Genomic DNA, 20,908 nt, shown 5'->3' on the forward strand with positions numbered 1-20,908 from the left:
GATAAAGTAAAGAGGTAAAATCCTCTCTTGCGCCTTCTTTCTCCAAATTTTGTGTTTATCTTTTCTTTTTCAGAAACTCCTCATAACGATCACAGAGTTCCTGCGTCTCGCCAAATGCGATCTGTTTGCCATGGTCAAGCCAAAGAACTTTATTACACATGGAACGCACTTGTTCCAATAGATGAGAAACCAAAATGGTGGTCGCTCCTCCATGGATAATTTCCATCATTTTTTCTTCGCTTTTTTTGCGAAATGCACCGTCGCCCACAGAAAGGACTTCATCCAAAATTAAGATGTCCGGTTTTACAAGACAGGCGATGGAAAAAGCCAAACGGGACTTCATACCGGACGAAAGCTGTTTAAAGGGACGATCCTGGAATTCCTGTAGGCCAGAAAAATCAATAATTTCTTCATACTTTTCATTCATAAATTTGCGAGTATATCCCAACAAGGCTCCTCGTAAATACGTATTCTCACGGACGGTCAAGTCTCCGTCAAAGCCGCTTGCCAACTCCAGCAGCGCGGCAATGGTGCCGTTGACCTTGACCCATCCTTTGGTCGGAACCATAATCCCTGTGACCGCCTTGAGCAAGGTCGATTTTCCCGCTCCATTGCTCCCAATAATCCCCAGCATATCGCCGCGTTCCAAAGAAAATGATACTCCATCCACCGCCCAAAATTCCCGTACCTGATAGTTTCTTTTGATTCGTCGGAGTACATATTCCTTGACCCCAATATCCTTAAAGTCCCCTAAGATGTATCGGATGGAGACATCATGTGCTTCAATTATCATTGCGATGCCACCTCATACATAATACAAAAATTTGTAATTGTATTTTTTATAAATGAATCCGCCGATCAGCAATACTGCTAAGGCATAAAACGCACATAGCAAATGAAAGCTTGGCTCCGGAATGTCGTTATCAATCACAATCTTTCGGAAGTAACGGATGTATACGAAAATAGGATTCAAATAGAATAAATACCGAATGTGTAAAGCAAACGCCTCAATATTATAAAAAATCGCGGAAAAATACATGATGACCTGTGTGACCACCGTATAAAGATATTGAATGTCTTTAAAAATCATAAACAGGGCCGACAAGAATAAGCCCCATTCCGATATTGAACACCACTAGGCAACCGATCGGATAGAGCAACAATAAAAAGGTCCAGCGAAATGGAATCCCATCAATTGCAACAAAGACAAAAAACACCACTAGTGTTAAACAGAAATTAATGAAAGAAGATACATTTTTCGACAACAAAAACATGTACTTTGGAACATTGATTTTTGAAAACACAGCGGAATTATCCATCAATGAGGACATCCCGCTGTTTGTTGCATCGGTAAAATAAGAGAACACCAACTGCCCGCAAAACAGGTAAATCGTATAGTGGGGCGTAGACCGCCCAAAGAACTGTGTAAAAACCAAGCTCATGACTAACAACATCAGCAGCGGGGATAGCACACTCCAAAACATCCCCAATACGGTGCGTTTGTATTTTTTCTTAAAGTCTCTTTTTACCAGCTCCTCAAAGAGAAACTGATATTTCCGCATTTTTTGTAACATGTTCTTTCACCTTATAGATTATGAAATATGCAAATGCTCTTTTAAACGCCGCCAAGTATAACGCATCCCGTGTTCTTTATAGCAGCGAATTCCTCCACGAATTTTTCTGGGAATGAACGTAATAAAACGGCCGATTTTATAAGAAACGGACGCATGAATATTTCGAATTTCTTGATCTGCGCTAGACCTTAAAGTCACCTCCCCTCCTTTCATGAGACTTAGTAATAATTGCTCATAGAATGGAGTATTCCTAGCATATTTCCAAAAATAGTGAGCCATTTCTCTATCTATGTTTTTCCATGGTTTGATACCTGCCGTAAAGTGTATAATATTAGGGCACTCTTTAATTCTATCATATCGCTCTTGAAAATGATCCAGTAGGCCATATCCTTCACCATTCCATTGATGATGCCATTGAAAGTTCCACGCATCGTCAATATAACAAATATTATTTCTGCAAACTATATTGATAATATCTTGGTCAGGACAAATTAATTCGTTTTTCATATCTACAAGTTTAAAGCATTTTTCTTTTATGTTATCTTTTATAAATCGATTTACATTAATTAGTAAGACCCCTGAATTGATATATTGATCTATTGGGACTTTTAAATCTCTTTCCACACGATCTCTAGTGCGAAAATTACTAAAATTATTTATTCCGCCAATTATTTTATTTCCTATATCATATTTATATAGCTCAGCAATGTCTTTTTGTACAACTAAATCACAATCAAGATAAAGCACTTTATCATACTGAGAAAAAATTTCAGGAATAAGCCATCTGTAGTACATTTCCTCACTATAATGTGCTCTTGAATATAAATCAGATTTTAAAACCATATTACTTACATTCACTAACTCAATATGAATGTTTTTACAAGTCATTGAGCAAAGACGTTCATGAAAATCGCAAGATATATTATCATGAAGTACATAAATAAAATATAAAAAACGATTAGATGCATGTTCCTTAATGGAACTGATTGCTGTAGCTAAATAAGGTGCATAACTTTCATTACAAGCAAAAACTATTGGAATAATATGGCTATCGGTTTCATTCAAAATAATTTTCTTATTAAACCGTTCATCTTTTGATTTGTTCTTGATAGATTCTCTTACAATTTTATTTCTCCCCAAAGGTGACATTTCAAAATACCGGATCCAATAATCCGCCATTGGTATGTCAAAAAACTTCCATGGTTTATCTTCTGAAGAAAAATGAATAATTTGAGCATCTTTTCTTATATCATCTAAACTGGTATAACTTGTATTGAAAGTTTTATTTAAACGTTCTAGAGTGTAATGATTTTGACTTCTAGTTAAATTAATATATAAAACATTGTACTTTAATGGCAATTGTTTAACATGCCCGCGAAATACATCGTTAAATACATTTTGATCCATCAGACTCGTATCTGTAGATTCTCTCTTTGTCTGAATCAATAACTCAGTTATGTTATCCTCGCGTATCTTTGCCAAATTTAATAACATAACTCCAGAATTAAAATAGTCTCTCCCTGATGCCGTTTCTATTAATGGTTTGTCAAAGAGAACCTGTGGGACATCTCGGACAACCCCTGCGTATACTTTGGAAACATCTTGTTCGAACAACTCCTCAAGATCAGATAAAACAATGATATCTCCATCTAAATAGATTACTTTATCGTAATTTCTGACGATTTGTGGAATATCAAACTTAAGTAGTGCAGCATTACTTGCGACTAAATAAATACTATTGGAGTCCTTGTGCAAAGAATCATATTTCCTCGCAGAAGCCAAAATAACTGTAACCTTTACTCAATCCCCATTAAAACGATCAAAAAGTTGAATATGCTCTTCCGTTAATTCTGAGGCTATAATAAAAATATCATAATATGTTACTTTCTGCTTGTTTTCTATAAGAGAAGTAATTGCAACTACTGTAGGCACCACATAGTTATCATCACAAATAAAGGCAATCGCAACTTTGTTCATAAAGTTAACCTCCAATAATAATCATCGAATTAATGCAAGATAAATTTGCTCATAAGCATTCGTTTCCGTTATAACGGTTGGATTATTAATTGAACAAACAACCCTATTCATACTGACTGCTTTTTGCAAGGCCAAAAATAAATTTTTTTCTCCGAGGTCAAACAGTATCCCGTTCTTCCCCTCCCGTACCGCTTCCGGCATTGCGCCCATTCGGGAAGCCACCACAAGACATCCCGCAGAGATTGCCTCACGGACCACAAAATTATACGTCTCATACCACAGGGAGGGTACAACAATACAATCGTGTGTTCGATAAACCTCCGGCATACGCTCGAACGAAACCGAACCGCAAAAATGAATCCTTTGATCGTTTCCGGCTAGCCGCTTTAATCGCCGTTCATAGAAAGCCGTACCTGTTCCATACAGATCCAATGTATAATCCCCGGTGAGACGTCGGAAAGCAGCAATAAGCACGTGAATCCCTTTTAATTCCGAAAAGGTGCCTACATACGCAAATGTTTTGACCTGATTGATCGGCCCACGGGAAAAAGAAAATTCAGGTGCAATCCCATGCGGAATGACGTATGGCACAATCTCGGGAAATTCCTGATGAACCACAGACGCCACAAATTCAGAGGGTACGGCAACAGCAGCAGCCTTTTGCAAAAGTTCATCTGCATATTTATAACGTTGAGAAAAATTTGGAATCGTGTTCGTTTTGCATGCAGCAGCACATCGCTGTCCCTGTTTACAGCCAGGGCAAAAATGTCCCTGCCGGTCTACCATTGTAGCATAGTGGCAAAGAATATTAAAGTCCGTCAACGTTACAATATAGGGAATACGGATCTCCATACACACCCGTAAAAACGCCGCCATCGGTTGCGGATAAGCGCAATGCACGATGTCCGGACAATCCTGCTTCAGAAAATGTGTGGCAAAAAGCCGCATAGATCGATCGTTTGGATCAATGCGTTTATAAAACAGCCCGTAGGGAGTCTTACGATAGCGAAACTCTACCACTTGAATTCCTTCAAAAAGGTAGGTTCGATATAAGATATCTCCTACTGAAGATGGGTACACTTTACAATCCTCCGTACCCAGAGTAAAAACCTTTACCCGATGCCCTTTTTCCTGCTGGGTCCGTGCCATATTGAATACAAAGCGTTCCGTTCCCCCTTGGCGAGATGGATAAAAATAATGGACCAAGTAATAAATAAAAAGGGGTTCGCCCTCTCGATTAGAAGCCGGCAATTCTTTATTTGGACAAGACGGGAAATACGGCACTTCCGTCTTTCCTTCCGCCGGAACCGCTTTCGATCTATTACATATTTTTCCCAGATTTTTGCGGCCATCCCTCGGATGCCATAGTAATCAAACAAAGACTTTGCTTTTTTCAGCATCCTTCGGCCACTTCCTTTCTCGATATGGACAAATCCTAATTCATTCGAATCCTTCTAAAAGCAAAAAATCATTGAGATCTTTTCACTCTTCAAAATTATAACAGAGTTCAAGTCCCTGAACAATCGCCCGAGGACGTCCCCTCATATTCTCAAAGTTCTCCACATATATTTGGTAGCATAGGGCGGTTCAAGCGGAAAAACGGATCCTTTCCCAATCTTGAGCTTACAGTCTGAACATGCCCTAACTAAAACAGGGGGGCGTACCATGAAAGGCATCGTTGAAGAGCGCGCTGTAGAGCTCGGAGAATATATCTTAGAGAATAAAGCTACGGTTCGCAAAGCTGCCAAAAAATTTGGCGTCAGTAAAAGCACCGTACATAAAGATGTCGCGCAGCGTTTAAAATATGTCGATCCACAACTTTACCGAGAAGTGAAAAACGTGCTCGAGGTGAACAAAGCCCAACGGCATATCCGCGGCGGCATGGCAACTCGAATGAAATACAAAAAAAGCCCAACACCAACCCTGGCCAATCCAAATCGATAAGATCTCCAGTCTCTTCCCACGGTAAAAGCCGGAAATCGTTGCGAAAAATTCCATTGCATTTCCTTCTGTCCTCCTCTATAATGATAATAATTATTTTTATAATTTCGTTTCACAATGCTGAAACATAAAAAGGAGGACTTCAATGGTAGGAATGCACCCCGCATGGCTGGCCCTGACCGGTACAGGATTTACTTTTCTCTGTACGGCAGTCGGCGCAGCTATGGTTTTTTTGTTTCGCGGAGGCGTTAAAGCAAATCTTCAACGCATCTTTTTGGGATTTGCCGCTGGCGTCATGATTGCAGCCTCTGTATGGTCTCTCTTGATACCATCGATTGAAATGGCAGAAGAGCAAGGGACCATCGGATGGATTCCTGCGGCCGGCGGTTTTGTTTTAGGCGGCCTGTTTTTAATGGTTTTGGACCGAATTCTGCCACACTTACATCCTGGCAGCGACCAACCGGAGGGAATCTCCTCGTCACTGAAACGCACAACCATGTTGGTCTTTGCTGTAACCTTGCACAACATCCCGGAAGGGATGGCAGTTGGCCTTTCCTTTGCGCTTGTAGCGCAGGAGGGAACCCCGGTGACACTCGCCGGCGCTATGGCACTGGCCATTGGAATGGGCCTTCAGAACTTTCCGGAAGGCGCCGCAATCTCGCTGCCTTTGAAACAGGAAGGACTTTCCACCACCCGGTCATTTATATATGGCGCACTCTCCGGCATTGTTGAACCCATCGGCGGCCTTTTGGCTGTTTTGATTGCCGGTTCTGTTACTCCACTGATGCCGTGGTTTCTTTCTTTTGCCGCAGGCGCTATGATTTACGTTGTGGTCGAAGAGCTGATCCCTGAGGCACATTTGGGCGAACACTCTCACACGGGGACTATGGGCGTCATGTTGGGATTCTTGGTTATGATGATTTTAGACGTGGCGCTTGGATAACATAAAACAATCAGGAATGGGAGACGTTCTGTAAAAGAACGTCTCCTTTTTATTATCCAAATGTTTGCACCAAAGTATTCAGGAACGTCGTTGTAGTTGCTTGCACACGAAGAGCACTCACCTGGATTTCATCAAATACTGTATAAAACGGCAGCAGATTAATGCGGTTTTGCTGGATAAACCAGAAATAATAGATGAGCCCCAGTATAATCATGGCGATTATTCCATAAACATACCCGTAATTTCTCCAGCTTCCCTTTCCCGCCAAAAAACGCCGTTGCTTTTCTTCCTCTGTTCCAGTCGCCTGGAGAGCCGTCAACAGTTCCGGGACATATAAGATCGCTGCCGTAAAAAAGATATTTCCAATACGCTGAAACAAGAAGTGTTTCCATGTGAAGATAAAGAAGATTCCCGCATACATCGCTATGTTCACCAAAACCACATTGCGGGGATTTTTCTTGAGCAGAAGCTTTTGGAAAGCAATCATTAGAACCATGGCTAAAACCGGAATAAAACCGGTCATAAAGTCGCGCCCCTGCATAAAATAAAGATTCTGATCGGTCGCATAATACTGATAGACAAACTGCGTGACCAAATTAAAAATTTGCCAGGAAAAGACAAGCACCAATATAGTCATTCCACCATAGACTCCCAACGATATTCGGTTGATTGCAATCTGTGCCAAAAAATATACAGGGAGCATCAATAACAATGAATTGTGGAAGGTTGCTGCCAACAACACAAGCAACATATAGGGAACGATTCGCTTTTCTTTGATATAGTGAATAGCGAATAGAAAAATGGCGATTCCCAAGGACTGACGAATGTAGCTTAACGTGTTTCCAAAGAAATTGAACGCCACAAAGATAAACATGCCAATCCATGGCTTTGAACAATCCCGGTAAAGGACCCATGCCGTCAATCCAATCATGATGGTGGCAATCACTGCCATGTACACAAATACATTCCCGGTTACAAGGGAAATCAGAAAAGTTAACAGGCTGAATCCAAATTCTGTGAGATATGGATTGGCATCACTGACCAAAAAACTCCAACCGCCGCTTCGGACATTTTCAAAAAATGGGACATAGAACTGATAATAATCAATACCGACATTTGTAGCACGCAAAGCTGAAAAAACAATCAAAACGACCGAAGAAAGACATAGGAATAGGATTTCCTTTTTGCGGCTCGGTCTCCATTCCCCAAGAATAATCCTAGGAGCAAAACAACAAAGACAACTATGGCATATGCCCACATATGAATCGCCCTCTTTCTCAATACTTTCGATGTTTGTTATCCTTGGCCCGACGACATATGTCAAAAAAAGGTGACATATGGAATCAAGTTGATACGGTTTTGCAAAAGGAACCAGACATAATACAATATTCCAAAGAAGATCGTTACCCCTACGCCATAGAAATAGTACTGCTTGTGCCAATTGGCGCGGCTCTGCATTCTACGGCGCTCCTTCAAACGCCGTTTTCGTTCTGCCTCGCTTTGGTGCCTTTTCGATTCCTCCTCTTTCCATACATCCGTCTCGACACATATGCTCTTCAAGATCTCTGGAATGAGAAAGACTGCACTGGCAAAAAAAATGTTTCCGATACGTTGAAAAATGTAGTGTTGACAGGTCAGTACAAACAATGCCCCTGTACATAAGGCTAAATGAATGAGCACTTTATTTTGTGAATTCCTCTGTAATAGAAGCTTCTTTGTCAGCAGCGCGGTAATCGTCATCAAAACGGGAATCAGCGCCGTCTGCCAACTGCGCCCCCGTAGAAAATACAGGCCCTCTTCCGTAGCATAAAACTGGTAAACAAATCGGGTGACAACCTGAAAGATTGGCCAAAATAGCAGCGACACCAGTAAAGTACCACCGGCATACAGGGTGATCGTCTTCCAATGAATGGGAAGTTGCGCCAAAAAGTAGAAGGGTAGCAATATTAGAATCGACTTGTGAAAAGTCGCCGCCAACAATACGATTCCCAGGTAGGGGAGCCACCGCTTCTCCTTCAGATATCGAATCGCAAACAGAAAAATAGCAATCGCAAACGACTGCCGGATAAAACTCATGGAATTGCCAAAAAAGTTGAAACTGACGAAGAGGAACATGCCCAGCCATGGGATTGCACAATCCCGATAAAGGACGATTGCCTCCAAGCCCACCAGGATGGCGGCTGCAACAGCCATAAACACATGTACATCCCCGGTAAACCGCGAAACCACATAGTTCAACAGGCTAAAACCAAACTCAATCCGATATTCATTCTCCGGCCCTGTCAGGAACTGCCAACCTCCCCGATGCATTTGCTCAAAATACGCCTGATACATCGGATAGTCGATCCCCACCGTTTCCCCACGCAGGGCTGCAAACAGGATCAACAGTATGGAGGCTCCTCCTAGAAAAAGGGCATCCTTTCGCCTGCTGGGTTTCCGCTCACAAAATAAAAGACCAGACGCGACAAGCGCCAGCAACAATCCATAATAGGGCTGCACGGGCAATCCCCCTCAAAAGTAGTGTTCTCTCCACAAGCGCTCCATGCATGGGAAGGGGCTATCGCGGGCACTCCCCGCTGTATCTGTGAAAATGGTTCTTCTTATTATAACACAGCAGCAAACATTTTTCAGAGATCTTCGCTTTTGTTCACAATTCCTTTAAATATGGTCAAAAACAGAATCTTGATGTCAAATAGAAAGGTCCAGTTCTCGATATAATAGATGTCACACTTGATTCGCTCTTCGATGGAGGTATCTCCTCTCCAGCCATTTACCTGTGCCCAGCCGGTAATTCCCGGCCGGACCAAGTGTTTCATCATATAGAGCGGGATCTCTTCGCGAAATTTTTCTACAAAGAAGGGACGCTCGGGTCGCGGTCCAACTAGGCTCATATCCCCTTTAAGGACATTCCAGAGCTGAGGCAACTCATCAATGCTATACTTACGCAGGAATGCGCCAAAGCCAGTGCGCCGGTTGTCCTTTCGTGTTCCCCAAGTCGTCATATCCGCATTGTTTTCCAGGCTCATCGAACGAAATTTATACATCGTGAATTCCTTTTTCCTCCGTCCGATGCGCGTCTGCTGATAGATCACGGGGCCGGGGAAGAACATTTCACCCCAATCGCTACTACCAACAGAACAGGGGACAACAATACCAGCCCCACAAAGGATACCAAAATATCAAAGCTTCTCTTCAAAAATCCATTTACCAAATTATCGAGCGGTACACGGCGCAGATTGATTAATGGCAAACCCTCTACAACATCGATGTAAGGTCTGGTAGGCAGATACTTCGTATAAAATGGGAGTAAGCTCGACTTGACCCCCTCTTTTTCGCAGGTATCAATGATCTCCTCCAATGCAGGGAATTCATCGTAATCGAGGGAAATGACGACCTCATCAATCTCTTTTTCTTCCAACAAACTCGCTAAATCCTGAAAAGTTCCACGATAGGGAAGCGTTCGTCTGCCGGTGCTCTCTGGCTGGTTGCTCAAATAGCCGCAGACGTCATAACCCAAACTGCGGTTCAAAAGTATTTTATCGTAGAATTCACCCGAGGCCTCATTCCACCCCACAATCAATAACCGCTTGAGGTTATACCCCTTCTCGCGTAAACGCCGGAGAATCTTCCGAATCGCAAAGCGCTCCACAGAGCTGAAAAGGGTGTTAAAGGCCGCAAACAGGGCGATCACCATACGGGAAATATTCACTTCTTTCAAAAAAAAGACCAACACAAAAATGAATACGGTTCCCAGAACATTGGCCTGTACAATCTTCCCCACTTCGGATACCAAGCCCTTGCTGCGAAACGAATCGTGCAGACCGAAATATTGATAAATTAAAAAGTAAAAAGGGATTACCAGGACCATCAGGCGCAAATAGTAGAGGATTCCAATCCGGTCATGTCCCCCATCGAGTACATTGAAGCGGAATAGGAACGCCAGCACCATGGAAACCAAACAGATGCACACATCCAGAACGACCATGGTTATATTAAAAATTCGTTGGTTTTCCTTTAACATTTGCTTGTCCCTCTCCTTTCTGCGGGAAATCCCATGGGGTTGTGTTTATTGTACGGCATTGCGGACAAAATGGCAAGTTTCCCAAAGGAAATTCTGATTTGCCAATTTCCGTCACAGGCCATTCAAAAGTCATCAAAAAAGGCCCGGCGTTTAGCCGGGCCTCTCAGCCTTGTCAATGGCAATTATGCGTGTGCTGCTCTGGCAGAAACTGCCTTTCTGTTTGCTGGGCAGATATTATATATGATTCCGTCTTTTGCCACCATCGAAATCGGAATTCTGGGCAAAAGCTTATGAAGAACTTCCACAAATCCGTTGACAGGGGCCTCCGCCATCCCTGTCACAATATGAGTCGCTCCTATTTGTTTTACAAACCCAACCGCCAATAATGCGGCATCATCGTGGAAATATACGGACATCTCTGCCTGTACATCGCGCGATGTCTGTCTCAGATACTCCAACTCCTCACAATCGGCATCAAATCCCGCCGAAGTCGGCTGTACACATAGCACATGCAAAGGAATCGACCGTTCTTCTGCGATTCGCTTTCCTGCTTTAATCAATCTGTCACAATCGCGCTGGCCTGTAACACAAACCAGAACCGCTCCTCTGTCGCTCACCATTTTACCTCCTTTCCGTCAATCTCATTGTGTACCTACCGGGGAAACCTGCCACTTACACGGGCTGTAAATCCCCGCCTATTTAAGTATAGTAAAAAATCCGCCAGTTATGGTAACGTTCAGTGTCCATTTCATGAATAAACTGTAAAGGATTCACCAAACAGCCGAATTCCCATCCAACTTGATCGCCACCCCATCCATCAACAGGATTCCAGACCTATTTTGGAATCAGTACTTTTCTTTCTATGTTTAGTGTATCACAATTTCTATAATAACTCCAGAAACATTCTTGTAATTTTTATGAATTTATTCTAATTTTCATTTATGATAAACACAAAAAAGCAGAGTTCCGGGGAAAATCCCTTTCGCTCTGCTTTTTGTGCCCCTAAGCGCTGACGGGGGCGCCTTATTCAAAAATAGTCAATGGATCAATCCATTTTCCCGACTTCTTGACTGCAAAATGCAGATGTGGATCGTCCGCACTCTCGCATGGAGTGGTACCAACTGTACCAATTTTCTGGCCTGCTTTTACCGTGTCCCCTGCCTTAACATCCATGGTTTCCAATCCGCAATAACAGCCGCCGATCTCACCATGCTCAATATATACCACATTGCCAAATAGATCGTCATGATATGCATTTTTAACGGTTCCATCCGCGATCGCCGTTACTTCGTCTCCCAGTTCTGCGGCAAAATCTACACCTGCATGTGCGCGCCAATCCTTCATCGTTTTGGAATAGATAAGATCTTCGATACTAAATTTTTGTACCACAGTATCTCCGACTGGATAGGAAAATGTCTCCGGGACCGTTGTCGTCTTGACAACCGGTTCCTCTGAGGAAACAGGCGCCTTCGAAGCTGGCGCTTGGCTACTTGGAGCGGCACTCGACGGCGTTGATGAGGACACCGCTGAACGACTGCTCTGTGGTACTTCTAGCACCCCGCTTACCGCCTCATTAGCCGGAAAGGCGGTTGTCTGGCTGCTGGATGGGACGTCCTCCTCCGGTGTTGCATAGTTAATGACGCTATCGTACGTCGTCCAGGCGGCCACACCGATGGCAATTAAACAGACGCCCAGAGCAATGTAAAAGCCTTTGGAAGACCCGCCGGATGAATGGTTCTTCTGATAATGGTTATTAGTCATTCGTTGCACCTCCGAGTCTATTTTTGCCACCTATTCCGGGGAATATGCGGTAAATGTAAAAATAGACGTTCCATCCCCATTCCAGAAAACACGAAAAAAGACCGAACCCTTTCGGATTCGGTCTTTCTTCTTAGCTTGAGGGGTATATTGAGGAGGGTAGAACATGTATCAAGTTCTGGTGCGGCTCCATTGCTTGATTACGAGTTTTATTATACTCACTTTACCTCTTTCAGTTGTTACGATGCTATGAATATTCTTTAAACTATTTCAGTAGATTTTTTGAACGATTTTCCGTGTGTTTTGCCAAAAATTGCTGGTTTCAAAAGAAATCTTCGGAAACTTTTGCAAACAAACGTTTACATTTTTCAATTGGTTGTGTTATAATATAGGAGATGAATCGATGGGTGAAATGAGGTTCATAAGAATCCGTTTCCACCTACTTTTATTTGAAATACTGTGCAGAGGATGGATTCTTTAATCCCTTCCCAGTGGATTGTCTATTTTTCCAAATCCTCTATAAAATCTTCTGCAAATGATTATAAGGAAGCTGCACCAGGAAAGTGAGGATGCAAACATGTTGACAGAAAGCCAAAAAAAAGTATACGATTACTTAAAGAGCCGTGCACAGGGGGGCCTTCCACCGACGGTACGGGAAATCTGCAAGGCAACTGGATTGAAGTCTACTTCCAGTGTTCATGCACATCTGAAAACATTGGAACGAGAAGGCTATATCAGCCGAGACGCCGGGCTTAACCGCGCCATTCACCTCGCGGGAGAACAACCCACCATGCAAGTTCCTGTAGTCGGCCGTGTGGCGGCTGGACAGCCGATTTTAGCTGTAGAGGAAGTGGAGGGGTACGTCCCCTTCTGCCCTCCCAACCAGAATGCCGATGAGTATTTTGCCTTGCGCGTCCGCGGGGAAAGTATGAAGTGTGCTGGAATTTTGGACGGGGATCTCGTAGTTGCGCGCAAAGTTTCTACTGCCGAAGACGGCGAGATGATTGTAGCGCTGATTGAAGATGAAGCTACCGTTAAGTATCTGTACCGGGAAGCAGACCGTATTCGCTTACAACCCGATAACCCCGACTATGAGCCCATTTATGCAACCGATGTGGCAGTAATCGGAAAAGTCGCCGCGGTCATTCGTTATTATAAATGAAGCGTACTTCCATTTTCATAAAGGAATCGAGAAAAGGCGCAGTTCCTGTGTGATAGAGGGGAACTGCGCCTTGTTTCATTTTTTAGGTCAATCCAGTTCATCCAATAAAACAGCCCGAACCGGAGAAGCTTCGGCCCCTTTTAGAAAAAGAGGGAATGCAAGCAATGTATAAGTTCCTTCTTCGACCTGTGATAAATCTAATCCCTCTAGAATGGGTATTTCTGCACTGAGTAATTCCACATGCGGCCCCTCTTCTGCATGAGGCGCGCCGATGCTCCATGCATCTGTTCCCACCAGTGTGACACCCGCGGATGCCAGTGCAAATGCAGCGCTGGTGGATAAAAAGGCCTCTCCCTCGCCTTTAAACAGCAGCATCTTCTCACAATAGGGCATGATGCGGTCAATGTCCGCGCCAGTGACAATTCCTTGTGCGGCTACTACCGTACAACGCCCCACAAAACGGGAGAGTTCCATCTCATCCACGGTTTTTCCGTCGTCGATAAAGTGACGTGGCGCGTCCACATGAGTAGCTGAGTGGCAACCTGTATAGAAGCCGGAGAGATTGTAGGAGTCCCCCAGCTCCATCCGGCGCACCAACTCCCGGCGTGGCACGGGATCTCCTGGATAAACCGGTGTAGAAAATAGCTCCCGCGAAATGTCAATGACCTTCATCCTTCTCCGCCTCCTTCCTTTTCTTGTAATATTTTTGTAATATTTTGAAAGAAATAGACCATCTAGTTTGTCTTATCAATAGGGAATTCTTGCTTGCCGCTTTATTTGGCCTTTTCCAGCATTGGAAGCGCTGTACAAAGCAGCTCTGTGGTCTGATGTGCAGCAAAGGTTGAAAATTGTTCGTAGTCAACTCCGGCATTGCTGTCAGCATTATCCGAGATACAACGAACCGCTGTATATTCGGTTCCGTTGATATAGCATACTTGGGCAATGCTCCCGCTTTCCATTTCGCAGGCGATTGCGCCAAACGTGGAGGCTATCCAATGTAGCTTTTCCGCGCTGCTGATAAATTGATCGCCGGAAGCAATCCGCCCGACATGAACATCCCCTTGATATGCACAGCATTTAGCCGCTTCGGCAAGTACCCGATTCATATTTGAGGAGGTGGGGATTACAACCAGGTTAATACCGGATACCATGCCAATCTTGTCGCCGATCTGCGTCGTATCCACATCGTGTTGAATGGCTCCGTCTGCCAGGACGAGGTCCCCGATCTTGACATCCGCGCCGATTCCCCCTGCAACGCCGCTATTGATGATTCGATCCGGTGCATAATGTAAGATCATCGTTTGGGCGCAGATTGCCGCATTGACTTTACCGACATTACAACGCGCGACCACACAATCCACTCCTCGGATTGTGCCGCGTACAAAATCCATTCCACTGATGGTTTCCGTCTGTGGATGTTCCAGTTTCGCAAGAATTTCTTCCACTTCAATTGCCATCGCGCCAATGATTCCGATCATAATTGCATCCCGCCATTTCTAATAAGATTACAGTTTTTGACGTTGTCCAAATTAAAATAGGATACCGCTCTGTATCATCCCAAAATACTGCCTATTTTTTACAGTATACCTGATTGGAAATGGAATTGCAATTACTTTACATAATCACAAAATTTCTGTTGTATTCGGCTAATTTTTGTAATATAATTGGAACTGTTCAACAACCTATGAGAAAAGAGAGGATGGAGAGAAAAAAAGATGAATCGTACATTGAAAAGGTTTTTTTCCGCCGTTGCCTTGGGCTTGACCCTTTGCCTGTTTTCGGCGTCGTTTTGTAGTGCGGCGGCCGCCTCTACATCGGAGGCAGTACAAGAACATACCCTTTCTAATGCGCAATATGACGGTCCGAATGGGCGCTTTAAAGTTTATCTGAGTCCATCTGCACAGCCGTGGAATCCTTATTGTGATGGAAGCGGCAGTGAGGAATATTACATGCGCCAAGTTGCAACAGCGATGATTCCTTATTTACAAAGTTATGGAATTGACTATGTATTGCCAGGCGCACAAACAGGCTCCTCTGCCAACCAGAAGTCCTTTTTGACCAATCGCGCGAATGAAGCTAAAAATACGGGCTGTGACCTCTATTTAGCGATCCATTCCAACGCAGCCACGGGAAAAACCCGCGGTACTCGTATCTATTACTACACAAAGAGTGCCGAAAGCTTGCGCTTTGCAAAAGTTTTACAATCAACCTTCAACTATCCAGATAAATCTAATATCAAGCTCGCCTATAACGACGCTTTGATGGAGATGTACCTGCCAACCATGCCCCATGCATTGATTGAGACAGCTTTCCATGACAATCCACAGGACGTCGCCTGGATTAAGAGTAACATCAATACGATGGCCAAGAGCCTTGCGGATGCTGTCAATGAGTTTGCCAAAGGCAGTACTGGAACAGCGGTGGCATCCGGCCTCTCGATGGATCGTATCTTTGCGAACCTTTCCACTGGAACCGCAATCATCCTGAATGTTTCCTCCACCACTGGTCAAACGGTGCCCAGTCTGGTGTGGAGTTCCAGCAATCCGGCAGTCGCTTCTGTTGACCAGGGTGGTTTCGTGCTGGGGATGAGCGCAGGCGAAACCGTGATCTCTGCCACCACGCCAACCGGAACTTCTGTGCGCTGTACGGTGACTGTGACCGGGCCTACCATGCAAATTGGCGGCGGTCCTGTCGCTTCCGCCGAAGGAGAGTATGTCGCCAATCCAACAGAGGAAACAGGAGCAATTACTCCAACTGCTTAAGAGAATCTATGAGGCCATGAGGGTGTCCTAAAAGTCATGAAATGACGGAAGGATACCCTCTTTTTTTAGAAATTCAGATATTTTTGCAGACAGAAAGAGGATGCCCCTTTCCTATGAATCCATCGATTCGTAGTTTGGGGAACGCCAATAAGGAAGTAAGAGAAACTTATTAACTTAACGGCTGACAAACGAGGTTGCTAAAGGAACCGGCGTGCTATTTCACAATGAAATGCCACGCCGGTTTTCTACGTATTTCAAACTATGTTTACAGAGGCAAGAATGGTTTGACATTTCCAACAGTCCAATCATGCCGGATAGGCCCAATGGCATCGGGCTTTTTCACCCTCTAAATGCGTAGACACGAATACCATGATATCAGCGAGTGCAAGCGGATTTCTGCTTGCGCCCGCTTGGTTACAAAGACGGAGAAAGCCGTCAAGGGCGCGGAGCGTTCATCTTAACCCTTGGCGGCTTCCTTTGTCTTTGCTATTTCTTGTTTACGATGGCCTGCACCAGTTTTGCCTGCAAGCGGTGTTTCATGTATTCGTCCACCCGCACATGAGGCGTACCGTCCAGATCGTAGAGTGTCCGGGTACACAGCTTATTCATGTAGCCGTCATAGTACCGCAAGAGGCGTTCCACTGCCTGCGGATCACCAGCGCGGGCCTCTGCAAAAACTAACAGGGCAGAAGCGCCCTGCCGTGGAATGTGGGCTGCTTCATTGGGGACACCCTCTTTATTTTTATGCAAGTGAATTTTAAGAGAATCATTTCCTTGATAGCAGATACTTGCGTTCTACTTTTCACCACGGTAAACAAAATTAGTAAACTATTGAAAATATGTTATATTCTAATCAGTAATAGTTAACTTATTGCATGTATAATAAATCCGCGTGCAGTTTTATTTATGTCTATTGATTAGCATGTGCTAATCGCCTCCGTCCACCGTCCTAAACGACCTTTAAAGAAAGGCGAGCTTCTCTGAGACAATACCCTCTCCTACACATCCTGTCGCTACGCTCTTGTGACCAGGTGCGTCACTGCATTCACGCAGAGAATTCTGCTCCTACGGTATTCTGCACCGAAGGACAGCTAATCCATGCTGTTTCGAACAACGAATCAGTCCGCTTGGCCGACGGCATCAAACTTAACAAGCTCTTCGAAATTCAAATCGGCTCCCTTAAAATTGACTTTAATGGTTATGCTTTGAAAACTGCCGGTGTCTCCCCGGAAGCCCATCCTTGGTGAAATCAGTCAACGTCTTCGGCGTAAAAGGGATGCAGAGATTGTGATCTCTCGTCCACGGCTCAATTCGGGGATACCATCCGTTCTCAAAACACCAGCTTTGCAACTACAAAAGAAATTTTTCGTGAAGAATCCATTCGCCCATTTTCTTCACAAATCAGAACAATCTATCTCTTAATACGAACGCATCCCACTCCCTTTAATATCCGTTTTCATTCTACAATCCAGTTAATACGTATATATTTTGATCTTTAATAAGATCCATCCATCGCTAAAAAACAAACAACTGCCCTACAAATCCAACGTTCTGAGGACTACAAAAAATTTGTATACAACGAAAAAGGAACTACAAAAGATGTAGTTCCTTCAAAAAGTGGCTCCCCTGTTGGACTCGAACCAACGACCCTGCGGTTAACAGCCGCATGCTCTACCGGCTGAGCTAAGGAGGAATGTTTATGTTGGCATCTTCCTATTGTCCCAGGCCGTTGCCAGCCAAGTATCGTCGGCACTAATGAGCTTAACTTCCGTGTTCGGGATGGGAACGGGTGGACCCTCATCGTCATCGACACCAACTCTATTTAGTACATTCCTGTCTAAATAGCTCTCTATATTCACTTTCCTTGTTTGCTTTTGGTGACCCGTGCGGGAATCGAACCCACGTTAACGGCGTGAGAGGCCGCTGTCTTAACCGCTTGACCAACGGGCCACATCTTTCAGTCTTACGCAGAGGCCAGAGATCTCTCCGACCTCCGTCGTCCGACTTCTTTCATGGTGCACCATCAGGGACTCGAACCCGGGACACCCTGATTAAGAGTCAGGTGCTCTACCAACTGAGCTAATGGTGCAGACCTGTGGTCTCGCCGCCTCCGCGACTTACCATTCGCCAGCATACTTTTTGCCAGTACACTGAAAACTGAATAAAGATTTAAGATAGAAGCTAACTGAAAAAGCTTTGAACCAAGGAACTATGGTCAAGCCCTCGGCCTATTAGTACTGCCAAGCTGAACATGTTACCATGCTTACACACGCAGCCTATCAACCTTGTAGTCTTCAAGGGGCCTTACTAGCTTACGCTATGGGATATCTTATCTTGGAGTCGGCTTCACGCTTAGATGCTTTCAGCGTTTATCCGATCCGCACATAGTTGCCCAGCTGTGCTCCTGGCGGAACAACTGGTGCGCCAGAGGTGCGTCCATCCCGGTCCTCTCGTACTAAGGACAGCTCTCCTCAAATATCCTACGCCCACGACAGATAGGGACCGAACTGTCTCACGACGTTCTGAACCCAGCTCGCGTACCACTTTAATCGGCGAACAGCCGAACCCTTGGGACCGAATACAGCCCCAGGATGTGATGAGCCGACATCGAGGTGCCAAACCTCCCCGTCGATGTGGACTCTTGGGGGAGATCAGCCTGTTATCCCCAGGGTAGCTTTTATCCGTTGAGCGACGGCAATTCCACTCTCATACCGCCGGATCACTAACTCCAACTTTCGTTACTGCTCGGGCCGTCACCCTCGCAGTTAGGCTGGCTTACGCGTTTACACTCTAAAGCACGGTTTCCGTCCGTGCTGAGCCAACCTTTGAGCGCCTCCGTTACCTTTTTGGAGGCGACCGCCCCAGTCAAACTGCCCGTCTAACAATGTCCCCCGGCCGGATTCACGGCCGCAGGTTAGAATTCCAGCAACTTAAGGGTGGTATCCCAAGGGTGACTCCACCAACACTGGCGTGCTGGCTTCCCAGTCTCCCACCTATCCTGTACATAAATTACCGAAACCCAATATTAAACTGCAGTAAAGCTCCATGGGGTCTTTCCGTCTTGTCGCGGGTAACCGGCATCTTCACCGGTACTACAATTTCGCCGGGCGGGTAATTGAGACAGTGCCCAGATCGTTACACCATTCGTGCGGGTCGGAACTTACCCGACAAGGAATTTCGCTACCTTAGGACCGTTATAGTTACGGCCGCCGTTTACTGGGGCTTCAATTCAATGCTTGCACATCTCCTCTTAACCTTCCAGCACCGGGCAGGTGTCAGCCCCTATACTTCATCTTTCGATTTAGCAGAGACCTGTGTTTTTGCTAAACAGTCGCCTGGGCCTATTCACTGCGGCCACGTCTCCGTGGCGTCCCTTTTCCCTAAGTTACGGGACCAATTTGCCGAGTTCCTTAACTACCCTTCTCCCGTTGGCCTTAGAATTCTCTTCCCATCTACCTGTGTCGGTTTGCGGTACGGGCGCCTCAGATATACAATAAGCTTTTCTCGCCCCCGTCCAGCATGCTTCCCTACTCTAATTTCGGTCCCTTACGCCCGGGGCGACCATCGCCCGGGTCATGCCTTTCTAGGGTGTCCCTTATCTTAAATCTTTTGGCGGCTACGGAATTTCCACCGTATGTGCATCGACTACGCCTTTCGGCCTCGCCTTAGCTCCCGGCTTACTTGGAGCGGACGAACCTTCCTCCAAAAACCTTAGACTTTCGGCCAATATGATTCTCACACATTTCGCGCTACTCATTCCGGCATTCTCACTCGAATGAAGTCCACCACCGCTTCCGCTATGACTTCACCCCTCATTCGACGCTCTCCTACCATTCCTCACGGAATCCCAAGCTTCGGTATACTGTTTAGCCCCGTTAAATTTTCGGCGCAGGGTCACTCGACCAGTGAGCTATTACGCACTCTTTTAATGAGTGGCTGCTTCTAAGCCAACATCCTGGTTGTCTGTGCAACCCCACATCCTTTTCCACTTAACAATATTTTGGGACCTTAGCTGTGGGTCTGGGCTGTTTCCCTTTTGACAATGAAACTTATCTCACACTGTCTGACTCCCGTACATCAATTATCCGGCATTCTGAGTTTGATAGGTTTCGGTAGCCTCTCGGCCCCTAGACCATTCAGTGCTTTACCTCCGGTAATCTAATACGAGGCTAGCCCTAAAGCTATTTCGGAGAGAACCAGCTATCTCCGGGTTCGATTGGAATTTCTCCGCTACCCACACCTCATCCGCTACCATTTCAACGGGAGTCGGTTCGGTCCTCCATGGAGTTTTACCTCCACTTCAACCTGGACATGGGTAGGTCACCCGGTTTCGGGTCGTGTACAACTGACTTCATACGCCCTCTTCAGACTTGCTCTCGCTGCGGCTCCAGACCTGAAGTCCTTAACCTTGCCAGTTACACACACTCGCCGGACCATTCTACAAAAGGTACCCGATCACTCTTTGATGAGCTCTCGGTGCTTGTAAGCACAAGGTTTCAGGTTCTATTTCACTCCCCTTCCGGGGTCCTTTTCACCTTTCCTTCACAGTACTCTACACTATCGGTCACTGAGTAGTATTTAGGCTTGGAGGGTGGTCCCCCCGTCTTCCCACCGGGTTTCACGTGTCCGGCGGTACTCTGGATACAGCTAGTCGCTTTGACCTTTCGCATACGTGACTCTCACACTGTTTCGTTGGCTTTCCCAAACCATTCTGCTAGATCGCTGCATACATATTGCTGTCCGAACCCCAAAGGTATTGCTACCTCTGGT

The 20,908-nt window shown here is 45.2% G+C and carries 18 protein-coding genes, 3 tRNA genes, 2 rRNA genes and 2 pseudogenes (1 of these 25 running past the window's edge); 5 read left to right on the forward strand and 20 right to left on the reverse strand.

Annotated features, from left to right (window positions below; translation table 11 throughout):
* Positions 1-55: 55 nt before the first annotated feature.
* The 6 genes and pseudogenes from ACGCCZ_RS01870 to ACGCCZ_RS01895 all read right to left on the reverse strand — a co-directional run bounded on the left by ACGCCZ_RS01870 (position 56) and on the right by ACGCCZ_RS01895 (position 4,835).
* On the reverse strand, positions 56-793 hold the full coding sequence (locus tag ACGCCZ_RS01870; RefSeq protein ID WP_054324449.1) for an ABC transporter ATP-binding protein: 738 nt from the start codon (positions 791-793) through the stop codon (positions 56-58).
* 12 nt (positions 794-805) lie between these two features.
* Positions 806-1,090 carry a hypothetical protein gene (locus tag ACGCCZ_RS01875; protein WP_411655154.1) on the reverse strand — a complete coding sequence of 95 codons (285 nt, stop codon included), beginning with the start codon at positions 1,088-1,090 and terminating at the stop codon, positions 806-808.
* Positions 1,080-1,574: an ABC transporter permease gene (locus ACGCCZ_RS01880; RefSeq protein WP_411655155.1), complete on the reverse strand. Its 495-nt coding sequence runs from the start codon at positions 1,572-1,574 to the stop codon at positions 1,080-1,082. Before ACGCCZ_RS01880 ends, ACGCCZ_RS01875 begins: the two co-directional genes overlap by 11 nt.
* A gap of 18 nt (positions 1,575-1,592) precedes the next feature.
* Positions 1,593-2,753, reverse strand: coding sequence for a glycosyltransferase family 8 protein (locus tag ACGCCZ_RS01885; RefSeq protein WP_411655256.1), 1,161 nt, complete (start codon positions 2,751-2,753; stop codon positions 1,593-1,595).
* 27 nt (positions 2,754-2,780) lie between these two features.
* Positions 2,781-3,551, reverse strand: a pseudogene (locus ACGCCZ_RS01890) (glycosyltransferase family 8 protein); the annotation flags it as partial.
* A gap of 21 nt (positions 3,552-3,572) precedes the next feature.
* Positions 3,573-4,835, reverse strand: a complete 1,263-nt coding sequence (locus tag ACGCCZ_RS01895) for a glycosyltransferase (RefSeq protein WP_411655156.1) — start codon at positions 4,833-4,835, stop codon at positions 3,573-3,575.
* A 381-nt stretch (positions 4,836-5,216) separates the two neighbouring features.
* On the opposite strand from ACGCCZ_RS01895, the gene spoIIID reads away from it, so the two are divergent.
* Positions 5,217-5,495 carry a sporulation transcriptional regulator SpoIIID gene (gene spoIIID, locus ACGCCZ_RS01900; protein ID WP_085533790.1) on the forward strand — a complete coding sequence of 93 codons (279 nt, stop codon included), beginning with the start codon at positions 5,217-5,219 and terminating at the stop codon, positions 5,493-5,495.
* Between the two features lie 142 nt (positions 5,496-5,637).
* On the forward strand, positions 5,638-6,435 hold the full coding sequence (locus ACGCCZ_RS01905) for a ZIP family metal transporter (protein WP_085533791.1): 798 nt from the start codon (positions 5,638-5,640) through the stop codon (positions 6,433-6,435).
* 52 nt (positions 6,436-6,487) lie between these two features.
* Here the strand turns inward: ACGCCZ_RS01905 and ACGCCZ_RS01910 are convergent, their stop codons facing one another.
* From ACGCCZ_RS01910 to ACGCCZ_RS01935, 6 genes are all read right to left on the reverse strand, one after another.
* A complete protein-coding gene (locus tag ACGCCZ_RS01910) occupies positions 6,488-7,693 on the reverse strand; it encodes an EpsG family protein (RefSeq protein WP_411655157.1) in 1,206 nt (401 codons plus the stop codon).
* 62 nt (positions 7,694-7,755) lie between these two features.
* Positions 7,756-8,934 (reverse strand): EpsG family protein, encoded by a 1,179-nt coding sequence (locus tag ACGCCZ_RS01915; protein ID WP_411655158.1) that lies wholly within the window; start codon positions 8,932-8,934, stop codon positions 7,756-7,758.
* Positions 8,935-9,062: 128 nt separating this feature from the next.
* Entirely contained in the window at positions 9,063-9,527 is a 465-nt protein-coding gene (locus ACGCCZ_RS01920; protein ID WP_411655159.1) for a sugar transferase, read from the reverse strand.
* Positions 9,524-10,456, reverse strand: coding sequence for a hypothetical protein (locus ACGCCZ_RS01925; protein ID WP_411655160.1), 933 nt, complete (start codon positions 10,454-10,456; stop codon positions 9,524-9,526). Before ACGCCZ_RS01925 ends, ACGCCZ_RS01920 begins: the two co-directional genes overlap by 4 nt.
* A gap of 182 nt (positions 10,457-10,638) precedes the next feature.
* The gene (locus ACGCCZ_RS01930) at positions 10,639-11,076 is read right to left on the reverse strand and encodes a hypothetical protein (RefSeq protein ID WP_054324458.1); all 438 of its coding nucleotides are present in this window, start codon (positions 11,074-11,076) and stop codon (positions 10,639-10,641) included.
* 403 nt (positions 11,077-11,479) lie between these two features.
* Positions 11,480-12,217, reverse strand: a complete 738-nt coding sequence (locus ACGCCZ_RS01935; protein ID WP_054324459.1) for a peptidoglycan DD-metalloendopeptidase family protein — start codon at positions 12,215-12,217, stop codon at positions 11,480-11,482.
* Between the two features lie 532 nt (positions 12,218-12,749).
* Here ACGCCZ_RS01935 and lexA point away from each other — a divergent pair.
* On the forward strand, positions 12,750-13,376 hold the full coding sequence (lexA, locus tag ACGCCZ_RS01940; protein ID WP_411655161.1) for a transcriptional repressor LexA: 627 nt from the start codon (positions 12,750-12,752) through the stop codon (positions 13,374-13,376).
* Positions 13,377-13,463: 87 nt separating this feature from the next.
* On the opposite strand, the gene ACGCCZ_RS01945 is transcribed toward lexA, so the two are convergent.
* Positions 13,464-14,048 carry a cyclase family protein gene (locus ACGCCZ_RS01945; protein WP_054324460.1) on the reverse strand — a complete coding sequence of 195 codons (585 nt, stop codon included), beginning with the start codon at positions 14,046-14,048 and terminating at the stop codon, positions 13,464-13,466.
* 101 nt (positions 14,049-14,149) lie between these two features.
* Positions 14,150-14,854 (reverse strand): 5'-methylthioadenosine/adenosylhomocysteine nucleosidase, encoded by a 705-nt coding sequence (locus ACGCCZ_RS01950; protein ID WP_054324461.1) that lies wholly within the window; start codon positions 14,852-14,854, stop codon positions 14,150-14,152.
* Positions 14,855-15,091: 237 nt separating this feature from the next.
* Between ACGCCZ_RS01950 and ACGCCZ_RS01955 the strand changes: the two genes are divergently transcribed.
* A complete protein-coding gene (locus tag ACGCCZ_RS01955) occupies positions 15,092-16,138 on the forward strand; it encodes an N-acetylmuramoyl-L-alanine amidase (RefSeq protein ID WP_054324462.1) in 1,047 nt (348 codons plus the stop codon).
* Positions 16,139-16,624: 486 nt separating this feature from the next.
* On the opposite strand, the pseudogene ACGCCZ_RS01960 reads toward ACGCCZ_RS01955, so the two are convergent.
* Positions 16,625-16,860, reverse strand: a pseudogene (locus ACGCCZ_RS01960) (helix-turn-helix domain-containing protein).
* Between the two features lie 309 nt (positions 16,861-17,169).
* Here ACGCCZ_RS01960 and ACGCCZ_RS01965 point away from each other — a divergent pair.
* On the forward strand, positions 17,170-17,385 hold the full coding sequence (locus ACGCCZ_RS01965; RefSeq protein WP_411655162.1) for a hypothetical protein: 216 nt from the start codon (positions 17,170-17,172) through the stop codon (positions 17,383-17,385).
* A 371-nt stretch (positions 17,386-17,756) separates the two neighbouring features.
* On the opposite strand, the gene ACGCCZ_RS01970 is transcribed toward ACGCCZ_RS01965, so the two are convergent.
* The 5 genes from ACGCCZ_RS01970 to ACGCCZ_RS01990 all read right to left on the reverse strand — a co-directional run.
* Positions 17,757-17,831: transfer RNA gene (locus ACGCCZ_RS01970), tRNA-Asn, on the reverse strand.
* A gap of 7 nt (positions 17,832-17,838) precedes the next feature.
* Positions 17,839-17,955, reverse strand: a 5S ribosomal RNA gene (rrf, locus tag ACGCCZ_RS01975).
* A gap of 58 nt (positions 17,956-18,013) precedes the next feature.
* Positions 18,014-18,088, reverse strand: a tRNA-Glu gene (locus ACGCCZ_RS01980).
* A 63-nt stretch (positions 18,089-18,151) separates the two neighbouring features.
* Positions 18,152-18,227, reverse strand: a tRNA-Lys gene (locus ACGCCZ_RS01985).
* Positions 18,228-18,349: 122 nt separating this feature from the next.
* Positions 18,350-20,908, reverse strand: a 23S ribosomal RNA gene (locus ACGCCZ_RS01990); it runs 273 nt beyond the window's last position.

This window comes from Anaeromassilibacillus sp. SJQ-1, assembly GCF_046693725.1.
Lineage (GTDB): Bacteria > Bacillota > Clostridia > Oscillospirales > Acutalibacteraceae > Anaeromassilibacillus.